Annotated in this window: 19 protein-coding genes and 1 tRNA gene; 10 read left to right on the top strand and 10 right to left on the bottom strand. The window is 59.7% G+C overall.

What is annotated here, in order from left to right; all coding sequences use genetic code 11:
- Positions 1-312: 312 nt before the first annotated feature.
- Positions 313-1,536, bottom strand: coding sequence for a hypothetical protein (locus AB4048_RS27145; protein ID WP_442205083.1), 1,224 nt, complete (start codon positions 1,534-1,536; stop codon positions 313-315).
- A gap of 375 nt (positions 1,537-1,911) precedes the next feature.
- Between AB4048_RS27145 and AB4048_RS27140 the strand changes: the two genes are divergently transcribed.
- A complete protein-coding gene (locus AB4048_RS27140) occupies positions 1,912-2,877 on the top strand; it encodes an NAD(P)H-dependent flavin oxidoreductase (RefSeq protein ID WP_442205082.1) in 966 nt (321 codons plus the stop codon).
- 135 nt (positions 2,878-3,012) lie between these two features.
- Positions 3,013-3,088: transfer RNA gene (locus tag AB4048_RS27135), tRNA-Thr, on the top strand.
- A 162-nt stretch (positions 3,089-3,250) separates the two neighbouring features.
- On the opposite strand, the gene AB4048_RS27130 is transcribed toward AB4048_RS27135, so the two are convergent.
- The 5 genes from AB4048_RS27130 to AB4048_RS27110 are packed head-to-tail and all read right to left on the bottom strand — an operon-like array spanning position 3,251 to position 4,669.
- Positions 3,251-3,448, bottom strand: a complete 198-nt coding sequence (locus AB4048_RS27130) for a helix-turn-helix transcriptional regulator (protein ID WP_442205081.1) — start codon at positions 3,446-3,448, stop codon at positions 3,251-3,253.
- Positions 3,441-3,668, bottom strand: coding sequence for a hypothetical protein (locus AB4048_RS27125; RefSeq protein WP_442205080.1), 228 nt, complete (start codon positions 3,666-3,668; stop codon positions 3,441-3,443). Before AB4048_RS27125 ends, AB4048_RS27130 begins: the two co-directional genes overlap by 8 nt.
- Positions 3,668-4,183 (bottom strand): hypothetical protein, encoded by a 516-nt coding sequence (locus AB4048_RS27120; RefSeq protein WP_442205079.1) that lies wholly within the window; start codon positions 4,181-4,183, stop codon positions 3,668-3,670. Before AB4048_RS27120 ends, AB4048_RS27125 begins: the two co-directional genes overlap by 1 nt.
- A complete protein-coding gene (locus AB4048_RS27115; RefSeq protein WP_442205078.1) occupies positions 4,180-4,416 on the bottom strand; it encodes a hypothetical protein in 237 nt (78 codons plus the stop codon). The genes AB4048_RS27120 and AB4048_RS27115 overlap by 4 nt, the downstream gene beginning before the upstream one ends.
- Positions 4,417-4,420: 4 nt before the next feature.
- Entirely contained in the window at positions 4,421-4,669 is a 249-nt protein-coding gene (locus AB4048_RS27110; protein ID WP_442205077.1) for a hypothetical protein, read from the bottom strand.
- 707 nt (positions 4,670-5,376) lie between these two features.
- Between AB4048_RS27110 and AB4048_RS27105 the strand changes: the two genes are divergently transcribed.
- Together AB4048_RS27105 and AB4048_RS27100 are read left to right on the top strand one after the other, a co-directional pair.
- Entirely contained in the window at positions 5,377-6,216 is an 840-nt protein-coding gene (locus AB4048_RS27105; protein WP_442205076.1) for a hypothetical protein, read from the top strand.
- Position 6,217: 1 nt separating this feature from the next.
- A complete protein-coding gene (locus tag AB4048_RS27100; RefSeq protein ID WP_442205075.1) occupies positions 6,218-6,688 on the top strand; it encodes a hypothetical protein in 471 nt (156 codons plus the stop codon).
- Positions 6,689-7,414: 726 nt separating this feature from the next.
- Here AB4048_RS27100 and AB4048_RS27095 read toward each other — a convergent pair.
- Positions 7,415-10,813, bottom strand: a complete 3,399-nt coding sequence (locus tag AB4048_RS27095; protein WP_442205074.1) for an AAA domain-containing protein — start codon at positions 10,811-10,813, stop codon at positions 7,415-7,417.
- A gap of 773 nt (positions 10,814-11,586) precedes the next feature.
- Between AB4048_RS27095 and AB4048_RS27090 the strand changes: the two genes are divergently transcribed.
- Positions 11,587-13,200 carry a terminase large subunit domain-containing protein gene (locus AB4048_RS27090; protein ID WP_442205073.1) on the top strand — a complete coding sequence of 538 codons (1,614 nt, stop codon included), beginning with the start codon at positions 11,587-11,589 and terminating at the stop codon, positions 13,198-13,200.
- The gene (locus AB4048_RS27085; protein ID WP_442205072.1) at positions 13,200-13,886 is read left to right on the top strand and encodes a hypothetical protein; all 687 of its coding nucleotides are present in this window, start codon (positions 13,200-13,202) and stop codon (positions 13,884-13,886) included. Before AB4048_RS27090 ends, AB4048_RS27085 begins: the two co-directional genes overlap by 1 nt.
- Before the next feature lie 76 nt (positions 13,887-13,962).
- Here AB4048_RS27085 and AB4048_RS27080 read toward each other — a convergent pair whose 3' ends face one another.
- Positions 13,963-14,904 (bottom strand): DUF3320 domain-containing protein, encoded by a 942-nt coding sequence (locus AB4048_RS27080; protein WP_442205071.1) that lies wholly within the window; start codon positions 14,902-14,904, stop codon positions 13,963-13,965.
- On the opposite strand from AB4048_RS27080, the gene AB4048_RS27075 reads away from it, so the two are divergent.
- Positions 14,876-15,106, top strand: a complete 231-nt coding sequence (locus tag AB4048_RS27075; protein ID WP_442205070.1) for a hypothetical protein — start codon at positions 14,876-14,878, stop codon at positions 15,104-15,106. The two genes, AB4048_RS27080 and AB4048_RS27075, sit on opposite strands and share 29 nt — an antisense overlap.
- A gap of 331 nt (positions 15,107-15,437) precedes the next feature.
- Here AB4048_RS27075 and AB4048_RS27070 read toward each other — a convergent pair whose 3' ends face one another.
- Positions 15,438-15,704: a helix-turn-helix transcriptional regulator gene (locus tag AB4048_RS27070; protein ID WP_442205069.1), complete on the bottom strand. Its 267-nt coding sequence runs from the start codon at positions 15,702-15,704 to the stop codon at positions 15,438-15,440.
- Positions 15,705-16,012: 308 nt separating this feature from the next.
- On the opposite strand from AB4048_RS27070, the gene AB4048_RS27065 reads away from it, so the two are divergent.
- Positions 16,013-16,252 carry a hypothetical protein gene (locus AB4048_RS27065; protein WP_442205068.1) on the top strand — a complete coding sequence of 80 codons (240 nt, stop codon included), beginning with the start codon at positions 16,013-16,015 and terminating at the stop codon, positions 16,250-16,252.
- A 182-nt stretch (positions 16,253-16,434) separates the two neighbouring features.
- On the opposite strand, the gene AB4048_RS27060 is transcribed toward AB4048_RS27065, so the two are convergent.
- The gene (locus AB4048_RS27060) at positions 16,435-17,307 is read right to left on the bottom strand and encodes an HNH endonuclease (RefSeq protein ID WP_442205067.1); all 873 of its coding nucleotides are present in this window, start codon (positions 17,305-17,307) and stop codon (positions 16,435-16,437) included.
- Between the two features lie 426 nt (positions 17,308-17,733).
- Here AB4048_RS27060 and AB4048_RS27055 point away from each other — a divergent pair, with 426 nt between their 5' ends.
- Positions 17,734-17,955 carry a hypothetical protein gene (locus tag AB4048_RS27055; protein ID WP_442205066.1) on the top strand — a complete coding sequence of 74 codons (222 nt, stop codon included), beginning with the start codon at positions 17,734-17,736 and terminating at the stop codon, positions 17,953-17,955.
- Positions 17,956-17,975: 20 nt separating this feature from the next.
- A complete protein-coding gene (locus AB4048_RS27050) occupies positions 17,976-18,674 on the top strand; it encodes a competence protein CoiA (protein ID WP_442205065.1) in 699 nt (232 codons plus the stop codon).
- The last annotated feature ends 143 nt before the right edge of the window (positions 18,675-18,817 follow it).

The raw sequence follows: 18,817 nt of genomic DNA, 5'->3' as shown, positions 1-18,817 counted from the left end.
AAGGCGGGATTTGCTCAAACCCAAATGCGGCGCTAAACAACTCATCAGGGCGGTGCGAAGGCTGGTGGTCATCGAAGGATCCTTTTGCTGAAGAATCCTCCATTCCATCATATCGCGCCGCCCGCCGATACACTGTCGTGTACTGTGGCTTCGAAACACGTAAACGTTCTATCTGTTTGTTTTTACGCAATTCCGGACGGAAAACCGCGTCACACTTTTCCTGGATTGCTCTAGAACGTTTGTTTCCACGCAATTCCGGACGGAAAACCGTTTCACACTTTTCCTGGATTGCTTGGGCTTCCGGCTTTGGCCCTACTCGCCCGGCAGGACGCGCACGGCATAGATATTGACGCCGCTCGTCTTGCCGTCGACAGCGCTGTTGATCAGCAGCTTGCCGGAACCACTGACGGCCTCGGCTTTGTCGAAGCGCAGCTGAAAGAGCACGTCGGTCGGCTCGCGCGTGACGTCGAAGCGATGGCGTCCGCAGGCTCCGAGGGTCGGGAAATCACATTCCACGCTGATCTGGGTCGGCGTATCGGAGATCGACTGCACGGTCAGCGCCACGGTCGATACCCTGCCTGCCAGCTGCTTCAGCACACTCTCGGGGATCTCGACGGCAGCGCTTCCGGCGCTGCCGCTTGCCTGTGAGGTCACGCGAATGGCAGGCCCTTCGTTTTCCGCCACGCTTTCCACCTTCGCAGCGCTGCCCGGAACGACCTTGCTGCCGTCGGTCGGCTTCAGCACTTCGATCCATTCGGCGGAAAACCCGGCTTGCGGATCGATCCGCGCCAGGCCGCCGGCGTTGCCAGTGCTGTCGTCGCCGGCAGGATCCTTGGCAGCGACCTGGGTCGGAGGCGCGCCCACGTCGCGTTCGCCCGCCGTCATCAGCACGCCCGAAGTCTTGACCCACCAGGCGCCCACGGCAAGAAAGGCGACGAGCACACAGAACGCCAGAAGCCGGGAGAGGAATTTGCGCGGCTTGCGGCCAACGACCGCCCTCTCCGGCTTGAAGTCCAAGCTGCGTTTGCCCGCGACCGGCGCGCGGGTTTCCGCTGTCTCGGCGCCGAGATGATCCTCCTGTCGGGCGCGCATGTCCTCAAGGTCGCCGTCGCCGCTTGTGGTCGAAGCCTCTGGCCCCCGCTTTTCGCCACGCACCGACATTTCCGGTTCGCTGCGCTCCGGTGTCCGCGCGGCAACTGGCGGCGGCTGGACGTCAGGCGCCGGTCGAGCTGATGCCATCGGCTGGGCGACCGGCTGCACCGTCGGGGCCTGTTCGGCCGGCGGCCGCAGCTGGTCGGCATCGGGCGGCACGGCGCTCGACTGCAGCCGGCGGCGCTCTTCGCCTTCGATCGCGCGGATCGTCGCCTCGAGCCGCTGGCGCTGGGCCGACACCGTTTCGGCATCGGTAACGTCCTGTTTGCGAAGTCCCGCTTCGAGCGCCTGCCGGGCGGACTGATAGATACGCGCGCGGATTTCAGGATTGGCGCGATCGGCTCGCTCCAGAGCGTTTTTGATGGCCGTCTCTAATCCGCTCACGTCCGGTCCTTCATCATGGCAGGCTAAACTCATACGCGCCGGCAAGAGGACATGTCACATCGCATGCGATCTTTACCTTTGGCTAACCAAACTCGGTAGCGCCATGCCCGGCAATCCGCAAGTCTTGCCAATCGCGTAACGCCACTCGAGCGGGGATAAACGGCAATCGCGGCACAAAATAGGAGACGACGCCAACCGTGCTCATTGCCGCTCAGCCGCCAATACCGCGAAACGCCCGAGTGACGGCGGTGCGGGTCGGTGAATGCACGATGGAGCCGAAGTCACCGCAGCATCCAAAAACGTCTTTTCCTTCGAAGGCGCGTCTGCTATCTGACGTTTTCGTAAACGTCAATTAATCCAGCCGTGGTGAAGCGCATGACCCTTCCATCGATCCTGAAAACCAATCTCAGGCTGCCGGTCGTGGCCTCCCCGCTCTTCATCGTCTCGCATCCGGAACTGACGCTGGCGCAATGCAAGGCCGGCGTCGTCGGCGCCTTCCCCGCGCTCAACGCCCGGCCCGAAAGCCAACTCGACGAATGGCTGGCGATGATTACCGAAAATCTCGCCGCCCACAATGCCGCAAATCCGGAAAGGCCGGCAGCACCCTACGCCGTCAACCAGATCGTCCACACCTCGAACCGGCGGCTGGAGCATGATCTTTCGCTCTGCGTCAAATACAAGGTCCCGATCGTGATCTCCTCGCTCGGCGCCGTGCCGGAGGTCAACGCGGCAATTCATTCCTATGGCGGCATCGTGCTCCACGACGTCATCAACAACCGCCACGCCAATTCGGCGATCCGCAAGGGGGCCGACGGACTGATCGCGGTCGCGGCGGGCGCAGGCGGCCATGCCGGCACGCTCTCGCCCTTTGCGCTTATCCAGGAAATTCGCGAATGGTTCGACGGTCCTCTGCTGCTTGCCGGCGCGATCGCCACGGGCGGCGCCGTCCTCGCAGCCCAGGCCGCCGGCGCCGACATGGCCTATATCGGCACCCCCTTCATCGCCACGCGCGAAGCCCGCGCGGCGGACGCCTACAAACAGGCGATCGTCGAGGGCTCGGCGACCGACATCGTCTATTCCAACTATTTCACGGGCGTCCACGGCAACTACCTGAAACCCTCGATCCGCGCCGCCGGCCTCGACCCCGACAAACTTCCCGAGGCCGACGCGACCAAGATGGACTTCGGTCAGGTGACATCGGGTGCGGGCGCCAAGGCCTGGAAGGACATCTGGGGCTCCGGCCAGGGCATCAGCGCCGTCAAGGCGATCGAACCCGTCGCTGATCTCGTCGACCGCCTCGAACGCGAATACCACGCCGCCCGCGAAAGACTGGCCCTTTAGGGAAAGGCGGGCTCGCCCGCGTGCCGAGAGCTTGCGCTTTTTTGAGAAAGCCCCAAGACAGCGCTTGAAATTGTCTCTAAGAGAGGCTATCAGCGCCATGCAAATCGCAAGGGCCGCACCAACTGGCCCCGGATTGCCGCTTTAGCTCAGGTGGTAGAGCACATCATTCGTAATGATGGGGTCGCAGGTTCGAGTCCTGCAAGCGGCACCACAATCTTTTCAATAACTTAGCTATATCATTTGGGCTTTATGAACCTGAGTTTTGCGCTTCCAGGTTCTTCTCAGGTTCTTAAGCGTCCGCGCAGACGGTAAACGCAGCGCCTCCGTGACGTGATAGCGAAAAAAGCGCGGGATCGAAATCCCGCGCTCTGAATTACTTTGTTTGCTCGGCAACCCATGCTTTGAGCTTTTCGTGATCGTATCGGACTCCGCGCCTCTCGCCTTCGAACCTGATCCACGGCGGACCCTTGTTCCTGGCGCGCCATGCTTCGAGGGTCTTTTCCGACACGCTCAGCATGTGCGCCACTTCCTTGACTGTGAGGAGAAGTTTTTCCGGCAGCGCGTCACCCATCGAATACCTCACAATCGGCGAGGATCACTCGCACCGTCTTTCCGCTGTTGTCGAGCTTCACATGGGCGACCTCGACGCCATGGCTTTTGTCCGCGCTTGTCAGCAATGCCGCGCGAACGCCTGCCACGGCAGCGCGCGAACGCGTCACCTTGATAAGGTCGCCGAATCGGTCGCCCATCATCCAACGGTCGGTATAGGCCGGAATTTGAACGCGTGTCATCACTCGACCCCCATTAGCTTAAAACTGTTAATTTCCGTCGCGATCTGCTCGACGACCCAATCGCAGGCGATGGCCTGCCCCGTACACGTTCGAGCCCAAACGGTTAGTCCCGCAAAATCCTTGTCGATCTTTTCGCCTTTGGCTTCGAGCTTGTCCGCCAGCCAGTCGCTGACGATCCAGTGCTCAAAAACGTCGCGCTGATATGGTTCGATATCGTAGTGCTCGCAGACATCTCGCGCGTTGTCGAAAGTATCGCCTTCGTCATTGGCTGCAGTCCAATCAGGGTATCGATTGCCATTGAACCAGGAGCCAGCTGCGCCTTGACGATACCCTTCCTGAGATGCGGCCTCTTCAAAATCGTCGATGGGTGAGCAGAGCTCGAACGCCTGTTCCGCGAGATCGGCGAGCTCAGTCGTGCTTTCGACATTGCCGCCTGATCCGCCGGCAACAACGAAAACGAGATGCGAAACGCAGTGGTGCACTTCGCGCTTTACGAGGTCACTGGCGCTGATCATGCCGCACCTCCGATCTTCGGCAGTTTGAATTTGGCGAGCCAGCCATGCCCGAGCTCGTTGCGCAGGCAGCGCAGCGTGCCGGTATCTTGACCGCCCATGTGACGCCCCTTGTAGGAATAGGACAGCCAAGCAGCCATCAGGTATTCCTTCCATTCGCGGCCGTACTCAGCTGCGAAGGCGCGGACGACGTTGAGCTCGTCGGGGGTGAGTTCGCGATATTGGTTCGTTTTCATGATCTCAGTATCCTGTGAAATAGATTTCGCCGTGCTCTCTGAGATCGCAGCCAGCGAGCCAGACGAGGCGTTCGAGGTTCGTTTGATGGTCGGATAGCTCGGCATCTTCCCAAGCGCCGTACGGCCTCAGCATGGCGCGGCAATCGGCGATTTCGCCGCTGACCTCGAAGGTCGCGAGCACATGTCCGACAGCTTCGCTGGCATCGCCAGGAGCGCCGCAATCAAGCAGCGCGTCGGCGAGATCGTCGGGCAATTCCTCGCGCGACAGTGAAAAATCATTGCCGGCAAAGTGGACGGAGAGGGTCGCTTATCGGTCATAGCTCAGCCTCCAATTACGCAGCTGAGCGCGATGGCGAGAATGCCAATCGGCAGCCAGATCAGGTTTGCGAAGAATGGCGTCAGCTTGCGGCACAGCGCCTTGTAAGCAGGCGCGGCCGTGGCGTAGCAGCGCGGCGCAAGTAGCTGCGCGACGATGCAATATCCTATGGCGTAGTAGATAATTTCAACCTCACATTGGTAAGTCGCAGTGCGTCATGCGTTGCGATCTGTGTGAGAGGTAGGGATTAATAGGGGTAAATGTCAAGAGCTGTTCTGTCGTTTGTTTCCTGAAAAGAGAAACGATACCAATCGCATACCGCCCCCCTGGAGGTATACCCGCCCAACGCCCACCGCCGCCCCACCGCCCCTTTTAGTCGGAGAAATTTCTCCAAACAAATCTCCAAAACTTTTTGCACTTTACCTACTAATAGTTGCAGTGGAAGACACACGAATATCCCCGTCGCAAAACAGCTGGATGTCTTGGAAACCTTCAACTTGGCACGAACGGCTCGGCTTCGGACCAGCCCCCTGATCCTTCAGTGGACCGTCCCGACAGGCATGCCGCGCCGCTCCGCATTCGAACTTGCGGCATCGACGCCCGCGAGCGTAATCTCCTTGGCCATCTCACGACGCGAGGATGCCATGCGCTACCCCTCCTATGCTGACGACCTCAACCGGCACTACCAGTCGCACGCGAGACCCTACGACGATCTTGCCGGGGTGCTGGAGAAGATCCTCGGCGAGCATGCGGGCGATGGCTCAAGGACCTCCGAGGGGTACGACAAGACCCCCGGCGAGCGGATGAGCGACCTGATCGACCGCATGCAGGCGGAGAACGTCCTGATCCCTTATCCCCTGCTGGAAATGCACGTTGCTTCTGGCACCATCCCCGCCGCCGCTGTCCAGGCCCTGCCGTGGGTGCAGCTTGCCCCTGGGGTGCTGGTTGCCGGCTGGCGGCTCGCCTGGTCGCCCGACATCGGCCGCCTCGTCGTGCTCCCCTGTGAAGATGACAACTCCCGCCCGTCCGCTTGCAGCGCCGCCGCCGCACCATTCCCGTTCCGCGTCGGCGTCTGCCACGCGCGTCTGCTGGAGTGGGCGTTCAATTATTTCGCAACACCGTCCGGCGACGGCTGGCAGCTCGTCGAGCAGCTGGTGGATGACCACAATGCCGGCGCGCTTGGCGCTGCCTTCAAGGGGGATGCCACCGTGCTGGAGTACCAGCGCGTCGCGCCCGAGCTGGACACCGTGCTGCGCGTCGTCGCCGGCAGAAGGGCCTCGGACGCGCTCCCGCCGGTGTGGAGGGTCATCGACCATTTCGACCGTTGGGAATTGTGGGACACCCGAGAGGTCGCCTATGCTCGTTTTTCCAACGAGCCGGACGCCATGCGCGCCGCCGACCAGGCGGTTATCGGCGAGGGTGGCCATGCGTGGATGGACCTGTTCGCCTCCGAGGACCCCACCGACTTCCGTGGGGAGAAGTGACATGCCGATCCTTCCCCTTCCCTTCCTCGCCCCCGGCAATGCCGCTCTCCCGACTGGCGTCGATAGCGGCACTGGCCGGCCGGCGATACAAGCGTTGCCCTTGCCCTGCCCGCAGCGATATGGACAGGCCAGGCTATGCTCAGGGCCCTGGGATCGCCCGTCGCCGGAGCTGACCGCCGACGCCTGCCGCCATATCCTGGAGCTTGCCGACACCTGCTCGTCGCTCAGCGAACAGATGCACCTGATGTCCGATGCAGCGGCTACCTCCCCCTCTGGGCGCGCCGGCCTCGTCGGCAAGCCGGCATTCCAGCAGCTGGTCAGGGATTTCGCCGCCGCGCTCACCTTGCTGACGGCGGCCGTCGACGAGCTGCAGGAAAATGGCGAAGATTGGGAACAGTTTATTGCCGACAGCCGCCTGCTCAAGGTGCTCAAGGCCGGCGTCGCCGGGTGGGAGCGACATAAGCGCCGCTAAGCCGGGTAGGCGCCTCCAACCATTGCCACCGCCTTGTTGTCCCGAGGAAAGTCGTGACAGGAGATCAGCGCCAAAGAACGTCAGCGCTGATCTCCTCGGAAATTTCCGTTACCGAGCCTTCTCTGTCCTTTCGCCGCAGAATTCGAATGAGAAACCTTGCCCCAGAGCGGACTCTCGCTGGCAAAGGCGGGCATGCTGCTTTGCGCCCAATGTCGGTCGTAAGCGGGTGCCTTGCTTTTCCCGAAACCGGACTCGGATCGCTTAGTGACTCCGATCTCTTTGCGACAACGAGGGCTGTCATGTTAAGGCCTTACCACCGCCAAAATGGCGACTGTAGATGACAAAGTTGGATGGGACTTTCGTCCAGTCGAGGATCCTGTTGCGATCCCACCAGCCTGACCACCAAGGTTCCGTGCCGACCGGAGCATTGAGGGCCGACATACGAGACACCGTCCGTTCACGAAGAGGAGATGATGGGCGAGGCTGGAGCCGCTGCGTGACCAGGTGCAGATCGCGACTAAATTCGGATGGGACAGCCATGCAGACACTGGTCTCCATCATGGTGGTGTGAACAACAAACCTGACCACGTCAGGCGCGCCGTCGAGGGAAGTCTCAGCTAATGCATCCTGTCCGTCTCCTCAGTTGTGACGGACTCAACCAAAATTTGGAAGAAGTCTAGTGGGCTCAGGTGAGGACGCATCGCACCGCGATCGAGCTTCTGGCCACTATTTCTCTCTGCGCCGAAGGCTGCCAATGATGGTGCTGATCTCTTCCTCCAGATGCTGCCCTCGATAAACGAACGACGTCTCGTGGCGCGCGTACTGGCCATGTCGATCGGCGCTGAGCCAGTTGTAAGACCCGATGCAAAGAAGGTCCGTGTCGATCGCTACGATCTTGCTGTGCAGCTTCGGAAGCTTGTGCAGCCGAACCCCGATCCTTGAGAAGGCCTTCTCGACCGCTTCCATCTGGGTCAAGCCATCGGCAGCCTGGCCCATGTTGAGCAGTGGATCAGCGAACACGTCGATCTCGGCGCCTCGCTGGACAGCGGCTTCGAATGCGGCCAGCAACCCAGCACGTTCCATTGTGGATGCGATCACCCAGGGGCTGACAATAGTGTAGCGGCGGCCGATGGCGGACAGCGCATCCAGAAGGAAAGCATCGTGCCCAGCCGCATCCCGCAGCATCTGAATCTGGCAGTTCTCTTGTTTCAGGTCCGTGCGCGGCTCAACCGCAAACTCAAGCGCATTCAGCTCTGATGCGAATAAGAAGTCGCCGAGGATTGCCCTTGGTGACCCGGTTTTCGCTGCCGCCATGACATCCATATCGCCAAACACTAGGCAACTGTCCTTTGCCCGTGAGACCGTCACGTTCAGCATGCTGGGCGAGACGTCGATAAAACCGCCGTCTGCGTGTTTCGAATAGACGGGCGAGAAGATCACGACGGGTCGTTCGGCGCCTTGCAGTGCGTGGACTGTTCCGATGGTCATGCCTTCGCGCCCTTCGCACGCAATCTTGCGGCTGGCGCAGGCTTCCCGAATTTCGCGAACCTGTCGGCCAAAGGGGGTGACAATGCCGACAATCTGTTCCAACGGCCTGCCATAGCGCGCTTCCAGTCCAGCCCGGTTGGCATCAAGCCAAGCAGCAATAGTTTGCGCCTCGAGCGGATTTGCGCGGCTGCTTCCCGAGGTAAGTGCACGGCCGTCTATGTGCAGATATCCAAGTGCTGGAAGGGCAGCGTCTGTTGGCGCCTTTCCCCGTAGCGGTCGCAGCTTTCCCTTGTAGCACAAAGCATTGCTGAAGCTGATGATTTCGTCGTAGCACCGTCGGTGATCGAACAGGTAGAGGCCCCTCTCGAGATCTGGATACGCCGACACTTGGCAGGCTTGCTGCGCAAGGCGCATGGCGCTGCCATTGGTCGAGCAGATCCCGCGGTCGATAAGGGTGTCAATGCCGGCTTCACTCGGGAGGAGACCACTGTGCCGAAGATTGCTCACGTCCACCGGCCGGGGCACAGATGAAATCGGTTCGATCTGTTGGGTGTCACCAATCACGAGGGCGCGCTTCGCTAACGAGAACGACGCCCCAGCAACTTCGGGCAAGACCTGACCGGCTTCGTCGACGATCAATAGGTCGATGAAATTGAAGAGGTACTCGGTCGCCCACTTGCCACCGTCGCGGCGGGTATAGGTCATCTTGCCTGGCAGGCTGGCAAATGTTGCCACGGCGCAGGGGGTCAACATCATGCGGCGGTGCCAGCGGGGGATGACTGTCGCCTTTCCGTTCTTCCCCTTGGAGGAGACAATTCCGGCGAGGTCAGCCTCCATTGCCAGAAGCCAGCGACCTTCCCAGTAATGCGTTGCCAGAAGGAAGAGGGAGAACCGAACATCTTGGTCTGCCTTACGTTCCAGTTCTGCAATGTCATCGGCCCCGCCAAGGGCCTCCCTCGCCCTGGCCCAGTTCCATTCCGTCTCATGGAAATCAAGGCGCAGGGCTCTAGCCGTTGCCAGTGCCTGTTCGGCGGATTGCAGCGCCTCATCCGCGGCCCGAAGATCGGTCCGAACCCTGTCCTCGATGTCTGAAACGCGCCTAGCTGTCTCCAAGCCTGGCACGAGCTCGCCGATGGCAAGCCGAGCCCGCAAGGCGCGCTTCTCTTTGACAAAGGACAGGAAGCCGACCACCGCGATCAGCGAAGATTCCGACGCCAGATACTGGTCCAGTGCAGCTCTCGCCGCACGGAGTTTTTCGACAACTGCCATTCGGGTCACGGCCTCTTCAACGCGCAGGGCTTCAGCGGCGTCGGGATCGGGGCCAAGGCCTGTTTCAAGAGCAGAGCTGGCCGCGCGATATGCGCTGTTGGCGCGGTCGATCTGCGCCAGCTTGTCGGTTTCACCCGCCATCCGCTTTTGCAGCGCTGCCACCACTGACCACAGATCGGGGTTGGCGAGTTCGGGAAATGCTACCCCCGCCGCCTGAAGATAGATGTCCTTCGCGCGCTGGACGTAGACGACTGTCTCGCGCTCAACCTGGAACTCTTCGGTCTGATATCGACGGGCCGCTTCAAGACGTCGGGAATGCGACGCAAGGAACATCCCGAAGCTTTCCATCTCAGGCAACCACCGCCCTGCAAACGGGCCCTCTCCTTTGTCGAAGTCCTTACCGAAGGCGTCAATAATGTTCGTCACCGCTTGGTTGTTGGAAGACGCAACCACGATCACCGGCGGATCTTCACCACGAAGCGCTGCACGCACCCAGAGGCCCACGACGGCCGATAGCAGCATGGTGGTTTTGCCGGTCCCTGGCGGGCCGTTCACAGCGATCACCTCTCCCGGCGCTGAGGCATCCAGCCAGGCCAGAACCTGCCTTTGGTGTTGAGCCAGCGGGAAGTTCGGGTTCGAATGGCCAAGCCGCCGGGAAAACTCCTGTTCAATGTGATGGTCCAGGTCCGCGGCGGCCCGCTTCGGCTGCGCAACCTGCTCCAGCAACGGCGCCTCGGGTGCCTCGGCCAGAAGCTTGTCATAGAGGTCGAGGATACCCCGCACTGTCGCATTCGCATCCTCGGCCAGTTCCAGAAACCCCGAACCGATCGGCTGATAATCTGCATCCCCGCGTGGCCACCCCTGCGAAACGGCATCCACCATCCTGCGGCAATGGCCAAGGTAATCCTCCCAGGCGACAGTACCTGGCATATCAGGGAGAGGCGTTTTGGTTAGGAATGCGTCCAAGGCATCGACAGAACCGATGGCAAACTCACCATACGGTAGGGGGGTTAGTAGATCCCGAGCAAGCGTATTACGCATTGGTGTGATATGCCCATCTCGATCGACTGTCGCCTCTGTCACCACCGGCGCCACGATTTCCGGCAACCCGCCCCCTCGCACCGCCCCGTGTGACGACTTTCGCGCAGTAACCAGAGGCCAGAACCGAACGGCGACTGTCTTGGCCGAAGTCTGGCCCCGGAACACCTGATCCAAGACCTCTTCTGGCAACACGCCTGTCTTAAGCGCGTCCGCAGGAATATCAACAAACCGCTTGCGGTCAGACTGCGTGAATTTTCCTTCACCCAGCACGCCGTCGGCCAGCGAAGTTCGCCAGTAGCGCAGATTGTCCTGGATGCTTGCGGTCATATATCTGCGCTGCTCAATTTGCCTAGGATAGGATGCAGACATACAAGACAAAAAGCTCAATGTAATCCATGTAAGCCATCCACTGAGACAACGTCCGCCTAAGTTGACACCCCAAAGGCGAAGAGCAGACGGGGCGAAGGGATGGCGGTCTATGAAAGCGAACTGAGGCCCGGAAATTTTACGCCTAAGGGAACACTAAAGCGTCCACATATCTACATCACACCATTCTACCGAGTTCCAACCGACGTCTTTGGTGGTACGTGTGGCGACACGCCGGCGCCGCGCTCGGTCCGGTTGGAGTTCGGGCCTTGAGAGAGGTGGCTCGCTTCGTCTAACAGCAACGGCCAGAAATCGGCGCGCGCGATGCGTCATGCTACATCGAGGACTATACCATCTAACTTTCGTAATGATCGCTGAGCGATGAATGGCTGGTACTCGACTATAGGTGCCGCAAAGCGGTCGGTCTGGATTCGGCCTCAAGGGCGACATTTCGAGAACAGCTCTCCACTGACTGCTTCTGGCGGCCACTTGCTCGTTCCGATTTGGCGATGCGGATGACAACGTTCCACACCCGAGCTGCCTTCTAAGTCGGGTACCAAGCGTTAGGCCTTTCTCCTCTGGGTCGCAGCTCTGCCCGCTTCTATTGGAAATGCAGGCGGGCTTTGACGACCTGCAGCGCCGAATTTCTGTCTCGACAAACAACATAAAGCTAACGAAGATACCTGAGGACTCCAGCGAGGCCAGGCGCCGAAGATCATCGAGTAGGAGTGCTGATGCCGCGCCGTCACACGAAGGGCTGGTACAACCGCCAGGGCATCCGGGTCGTCGACCGGCCGTTCTTCGGGCTGTCGGAGTCGCAGAAGGAAAACCGCTTCGACACGGTGGCCTGGCATGAGCGCGAGATTTTCCTCGATGAAATCCTCAAGCACCCGAGCCTTCTCGTCCGCAAGCGTGCCGAGCGCGCGAGCGAGGTTGAGATGCAGCTAATGATCCGCGCCTACAAGCAAGGTGTTGATCTCGCCGCCTGCACGCTCGAACGTTTGAAGAAGGCCAAGGAGTGGCACAAATTGCCGCGCGCTCTGACAACTTACGAACACCAGACCGACCCTCCGACGAAGACGCCTGCCGGGAGCGCAGCGCCGCAGCAACCCCTTGCTTCGCCGCCGGTCGTCGGCACCTTTGCCGACCTGTCGAAAACGCTCGACGACATCATCATGCGGGCGTCCGGCATCAAGCCCAGGCCGGTCCGCGACACCGCGCGGAAAATGCCCACAGCCCAGGCTGGCGGCACGCTGGGCAAGCTGGATTCCGAGCGACAGGCTCCGCCGCCCGAACCGCCCCGGGAGGCGCGGAAAACGCCCCACGGCGATGCGAAGGAGCGAGTGAAGTCCCAGGGCGCCATTCCCGAGGAGTTGGACGAGAGTGACGCCGGCGGCGGCCCAGACCATGCCGACGACGTGCCCAAGCCCGACTTCGATGACATCGCGGCGATCCGGGAAAAGTTGACCAGGAACGGCAAGGTGCGGCTCGATGTCGAGGCTTTGAGCGCATACATTTTGTGCCCGAGTTTTTTCGCCATCGCCAACGGGATGGCGCCGGAATGGTGGCAGACGAGGCTACTGGATTCATATGCGCTCCGCCTTGGTTGCCTGGCGTCGCGGCAGTGCGGAAAGTCCTTGGTCATCGCGTTTAAAGCTTGTGCCTATGCTGCGTGTAATCCCGGCACCACGGTGCTGATCCTCGCCCCAACGCTCCGCCAGTCGACGGAATTGCTGTCGAAAATCCTGATGGTGGTGATGAATGCCGGCCTCAAGGTCGCTGCCTCAAACCAGTACCAGCTGATTTTGGGCGGCGACAAGCTGATACCAGGAGAGGGCAGCCGCATCGTCGCCCTGCCCGGGTCGAACGAGGATTCCGGCGCATCGGCGAGAGGCTATGCCGCTGACATGCTCGTGTTGGAAGAAGCGTCGTTTTTGAAAGACGACGTTATCGCGTCCGTGCTGCCGTCCATCGCCGCGAGGCCCAAGGCGCAGCTTATCGGGATATCGTCGGCGGGCATCATCGGCAGTTATTTTCATAGCGTCATGACTTCCCCCCAATCGCGCTGGGACAAGATGACCGTCACCGCCGCGCGCTCCGGGCGCTTTACCCGAGAGCAGCTTGAGGACATGCGGCACGACCTTGGCGCGGCGAAATTCGCGGTCGAGTTCGAATGCAAATGGGGCTGGGTCGGCGACTCGCTATATGACGCCGAGACCATGCAGGCAGCTTTCGGCAATTCGATTATCGACCCGGACGAGCCGGACGAGCCGGACGACCTGGCCTTCGGGCATCTCGACCTCGAAAAACTGTTCGCGGCGCGGCCGTTTGATCGAAGGGTGGCCTGATGGATGGATACCTTCTCTGCACGCTTGATGTTGGCGGGACCGCTGACCCAGCCGCGATTGCCGTAGCCCATGTGTTCCGCCGCGACGGATTGACGAAATCGCGAATTCTCCATCTTGGGGTCAAACCGCCCGTTATCACCCCGCAGGCACATGTGGACTGGGTCCAGGAAGTCATGATCAACGTCATGGAGAAAGTCGGACGGGGGCCGACGCGCTACGGCGTAGACCTGTCGAACAACAGCGCCATCGCATTCCTGCTGGCGCAGCAGCTACCCCGGAACTCGCTGATCGGGGTTAAGATCAGCGGCGGCGACCAACATAGCGCCGGCGTGACAGCGCATTTGATCGGAGATGTCGGCGGCAGGAGCACCGCCTTGCCAACTTTGACCTTGTCCAGACGCCAGTTGCTCCTTGATCTGACGCCAGCATTCACCAACGGGATCTTGTCGTTGCCCCTAGAAGATCCGGAGCAGTGCGAGTCGGTGGCGACGTTGAAGACACAGATGGCGCGGGCGTCTCTGAAGGTGACACCGAGCGGCAAGACCGTCGCCGTCGTGCAGCGGTCGCATGATGATTTATTGATGGCGGTCGCCATGCTCCACGCGGTGACGAGGCTGCCACCGCCGCACGAGCCGCGTCTGCGCCGCGAGCACAGGGAACCCGCCTCCAGCCTAGGTTGGACCTGACGGGAGGACTGGATCGGCTCACCTCTAGAAACGGCTGACGAAAGCGGCCTGCGCGGGGATCGATTTCGGTGCTTGTTCAGCCAAAGTTGACGGTCGCTTCCAGCACGTCTCCAATCGAGCGAGCCAAGTCTGGTCCGACTCGCTGATAACCAAGGAGATTAGCAACAGACCGAATGAGCTCTTCCCTTTCCATTCCGCCGCTTTCCCGAAGGATAAGCGCTGCAGCCGCTGTTACTTCCATCGGTGGCAGAAGTTCCGCCTTAAGCAGGGTTCCACTCACTGTTGACCGATCCCGCACTGGAGGGTTTTCCTGCTGCAGCATTGTGAACAAAAAGCCGTCATGTAGACGTAAATCAGCGTTTCGTTTTACAGCATTTGCAATCGCCAAATCCGCGGCCGCAACTATCCGGCTACCCGTCCTGTTTTTGCCAAATGCTGCAGAAATTCTCCGCGCGATTTCTTCGGTGTGCAACGGTCCCTCTATATCGACAACCTTTGTGACGATGTCGATGAGAAGACCAACCGGAGCGTCATGAGGTTCCAGATTTGAGTTGGCGCTGAGTTCAGCCTTTACATAAGGTCTCGCCTTAAGTGCGAGATGTTCTAGCGAAATCATTTGCTCGGTTGCATCTAGCTGCCCCTCGTCGTCAACACCGACATCGTTGGCGCCATCGACTTCGAATCTCCCGTCGGCGATTGCCTTCGCCTCGGCCAGTGCGTCCTTCAGGCGGCTAATCTCGCGCTCGCGTCGGTGAAACCAGTCGGTGCTCCAGATGCGATGAAATCTCCAACCAAGACCCTCCAAGACCTCCTGGCGCAAACGATCGCGTTCTCGTGCCCACAAAGCCGAATGATACGCAGCCCCATCGCATTCTACCGCCAAGATATACTGTGCCGGTCGGTCGGAATGACGCACGCCAAGGTCCACTCTAAATCCTGAGGAACCAACCTGCGGATCCGCATCAAATCCAAGCGTGCATGCGAATGTCGTGAGGAACGAAGAACCTGACCTCGGCAAACTGGCCGGTGCGGTCGCAAAGCGTTTCGCCCTCGGTGTAGTAGACGACCACCTGCGGGTAGCCGTCGGAATAGAACGCCGCTTCGGTCACTTGACCGGGATTGGGATCGATGACGTTTTCGTTGTTCCAGATCTCGTCGCCGGCGGCAGCGGCGGCGAGCCTGGGGCGATAGACGAACTCGAAACCGTCGGGTTCGGATGAGGATAGAACATGCGCACGGGAGCGAACTGGGCTATTCGCCGGTCGTGCGGGAAGATCAGGCGCTTTTTGATCTCTTCAACGGTTGGCATGGGGGATATCCTTCTGGGGTTGGGCGCTGTCGCGCACGGAAACGCAGGCGCGGCGAGGCCGCGCCTGCGATGGCTGTCGGAAAAGGGATCTCGGGGATTCGCGAGAAATCATCGGCTTCGACCTTGAGGGCCGTCGACGGTCTCGTCATCGTCACGAAAAAACGCTATGGTTTCTGAGGTGGACTTGCGAACTGAAGCGTTTGATCATGCTGTTGGCGGCGACGCCGGCGGCATTTCTTCGTTCAGTCGGCTGTTTTCAGGCACGTTTCCAACCAACGCCTTACATCGGCGACGCGGTAGCGCGGCGTGCGCCGGTCCCACCACACCACGCGGGGGCCGCGCGTGCCGCGCTCCTTGTCGACCCTCCAGGACTTGACGGTCCAGCGCGATACGCCGAGTAGCGCGGCGACCTCTTCGGTGGTCAACAGCGCGTCGTCGTCGAGCGAAGCGAAATCGTGGCGTGGGCTGGCTATCGGCGCGGCAGTCGCGGCGCGGTAGGGTGCAGGCATCGAAATAAACTCCAGGGGCTGGGGGTTGAACCAAATTTCCAATGTTTCCTGGATGCTGGATGCCTGTTTGAGGCAGTAAACTGCACGCTATAGCGTCGCGTGTTAACGAATAATTGCGAGGACGCGAGCGTAATGTGAACTTACTTTAGTATATGTTCCCAGCTACGCGAGCATCTGTTCCTAGTTACACTTAAAAAATCGCTTAGGTCGCATCAGAAAAATTTAATAGGTACTTTCGAACATTAGTTTTTCCCTTTTACGCTGGGAGAGTTATTCTGCGTCGATCCACAAACAAAGGAGAAGCCGCCATGCCAGCGGAGGTCACCATGCTGCATCCAAGCATCCTGCCAACCGATTGGGCGCGGACCGCCCCGGCGGGCGATCTGGTCGCCTATTTCCAGGGCCATCTCGCCCACGAGGGCGGCGCTGCGCGGCGACGCGCGTCAGCCTTTATGGATCTCGCCGAGCGCGACCTCGTCGTGTTGTCACAGAAGCGGCTCGGCCCCGACAGCTATCTCTACCTTGCCAGGCGGACCTCGCTGGCATGATCGCCACTTATTTAGAACGCGCGTTCGCGCGTCGGATGGCCGAGCAGTTGTCCAACCTGGCACGATCGAACCCAGGTCATCGCCCATCCGACTGTCGCGCTGATTTTGGGTGAGTTTTAGTTAGCCACAATACCCGCCAGAAAGAAGGACGCTGAAGCGGGCGACGAGCACCGTTCCGCCGACTAAGTGATGGCTCTTGCGAAGAAACCCTTGCTGAAGCCCCCTCGTTCCTCGCGCTTTTTTAGCACCATCTCTGTGAGACGGCTCTCCTCGGCTCCGAGTTTGGACCCGATTGCTAAGATGACTTCAATCATATCCGCCAACTCTGCGAGACTATCAGCCACACTCGCGGCTGAGATGAACTCTGCGTGTTCTTCCACCAGCTTGTCTTTGAGAGCGGCGATGAGCTTGGGACCCGACAGTTCAACAACGTCTACAGTTCGTCCCTCCCCAGCGATAATTTCTGGGATGCGATCTCGTACCAGCTTACTTGTCCTGCGGAAGTCTGTGTCGTCAGTCTCTCTCTTGGCGCGATTGCATCGGAAGCAGAGTACCTGCAGATTTTCGCGACTGTTAACGTCAATCCACCGCTCGCCCTTTCGCACGCGCCCAAACTTGTCGGCTCTGCTTCGAGGAACGATGTGATCGATGTCCATCGGGCTGATTGACCGATCAATACCGCAAAGCTGACATTTGCCGTGGGCTTCCTTGAGGAGTTCGTAGCGAACTGACGCACCAGCTTCTGGTGCCCTCTCCTTGAGGCGCTTTCGTTCGATCCATTCAGCTATCTTGGCGTCGCATATCCGAACGGCCTCGTCTCTCACGGCGGCGTCATCGGGAAAATGACAGAGCGAAAATTGCTGGCCGCTCGCCTGATAGGCAACGATCCCATGCTTCTCTAGTGTGATCTTCGGCCACCGCATGACGACCGCTTTGTAGTATTCCAAGACAGAGAGGTCGTAGCCCGCAAGCGCGGACGCGATCTGGGACTTCGATCCCTTGCCGTCATGCAGGAGCAGTTCCTTGATGATGGCTGGTTGGTAGAGATCGGTCATTTTCATCGTACGGAGTAGAAAGTCAATCAACGGGTGCATGGCTAACTCATGGGAAAAGATGGGCTTTCGCCCATCGTGGCCACAAAAAAGGACTGGTGCATCATGATCCATAGGGTGCGGTGGGAAAGCAAGATGAACATGCTACGGTCGGGTAACGCTGGTACTCACGTCGAAGGCAACATGACGTAAGCACCCGAGCAGCATTCATGTGCTCCTCGGGTGTTTTTTGCGCGCTCAGATCCGCAGCAACCATATTCGACCAAAACCCATACCAATGCGCTCGCTGCATATGATAGAGCGGGATCGATGCTAGTGGAGCGGGGCTCCCTGCTCCCCCTTACGTTTAAAAAAATACCTGGGATCGAATTGCTACGAGGCATCGGCGCGCCCAGCGCGTCACGTCCCCGACAACGAAAGGGTACGAAAATGGCAACGACTGAAAAGGGTATTCCCGTTCCGAACGGCCCGCTCGGGCGTGCGGCGTGGTATCACTTCGATGCATGTCGTCTGGTCGGGTTGACCGACAAGGCGCGCATCATCGAACTGGGCGTTCTCGCCGGACACAACGAAGGCCAGCTGCGTACTGAGTGGACGTGGTGGGCAAAGACGCACGGAAAGGTCGTCGCCCTGTACGTGGACGTGGAATAAATCGCACATGGGGGCTGTGGATGAAATTCGCGGTTGTTGATGGGCGGCGCCGTGAAGCTGAAGCAGGGCTCCGGGGTGTCTGCCAAGGATGTGGATTACCGATGACTGCCAAATGCGGTCAACAGAGAGTTCATCACCGGGCGCATCGAACCGCAATCTGTGACGAATGGTGGGAGCCGGAAACACAATGGCATCGCGACTGGAAGAATGAGTTTCCGGAAGACTGGCAGGAAACTCGGATCACCGCTCCCGACGGTGACTTTCACATAGCTGATGTACGGACGCCGGGTGGAACCGTGCTTGAGTTTCAGCACTCCCCCCTTTCGGCAGTGGACAGACAGTCTCGCGAGACCTTTTATGGCCGCATGGCATGGATCGTGGATGGACGGAGAAAGGAAAACGATCTCCCGGCCTTTTGGCATTTGCTGTCTTTCACTACACCGGACTATGGCAAGATGAGGGGCTGGCGTTTACCCCTACGTCGTCTTCCACTTATCGAAACCTGGATTGTAGCCGCGTCCCCGGTATATTTGGATTTCGGTGGCGAGAATTTTTCGGGCATGGGACTGCCATCTGTTGAGTTACTTTGGCGAATTAGTAAGGCTTCTAACGGACGCATTATCGTCACACCGTTCTCACGGCAGAGCATCATCGACCACTATAAGCTCGACACTCCGCTGGAGGGCTTCGATCCGCACCCGAAGCCACCTAATTGTTGATTTCCACTGAGAGCTGACCCGGCGTTTCCACCGAGAAGTGACCCGCCTTTAGGTATCGTTTGTGTTGGTCGTGGTGGTCAAGTTCCTGCGTTTCTCCTTCGTTGTTTTAGTGTCATGCGCCGAGCTGTTCTTGAAGCGGAAGC

The organism is Rhizobium sp. RAF56, assembly GCF_052113965.1.
GTDB lineage: Bacteria > Pseudomonadota > Alphaproteobacteria > Rhizobiales > Rhizobiaceae > Rhizobium.
This window is presented reverse-complemented; position numbering and strand designations above follow the sequence as displayed.